Source organism: Rhizobium sp. 01T437 (genome assembly GCF_056398505.1).
The window spans coordinates 1-445 of the sequence record NZ_JBFTPM010000081.1; the positions used below are offsets into that span (position 1 = coordinate 1).

1 protein-coding gene is annotated in these 445 nt (G+C 59.8%); it reads left to right on the forward strand.

The window, feature by feature from the left end; translation table 11 throughout:
- A partial coding sequence (locus AC1DM5_RS36585) for a DNA topoisomerase (RefSeq protein WP_477976970.1) occupies window positions 1-445 on the forward strand: 445 nt, incomplete at both ends.

Here is a 445-nt window from a genome sequence, read left to right on the forward strand (position 1 = left end):
ACTTATATGCGTACCGACTCCACCAACCTCTCGGCCGATGCCGTGACGATGGCGCGTACTTATATTGAAGGCGAATTCGGCAAGAAGTACCTGCCGGAAACCCCGAACGTCTACAGCAGCAAGGAAGGCGCACAAGAGGCTCACGAAGCGATTCGTCCGTCCGACGCCAATACCGAGCCAAGCAAGCTGTCGGGCATGGAGCGTGATGCCGAGCGGCTTTACGAGCTGATCTGGCGCCAGTTCCTCGCCTGCCAGATGCTGCCGGCCCAATACCTGTCGACCACGGTCACCGTCGGTGCCGGTGACTTCGAGTTGCGCGCCAAGGGCCGCATCCTGAAGTTCGACGGTTACACCCGCGTCATGCCGCAAATCACCAAGCCTGGTGATGACGATGTGCTGCCGGACATGGCCCAGGGCGATGCGATGAAGCTGATCAAGCTTGATC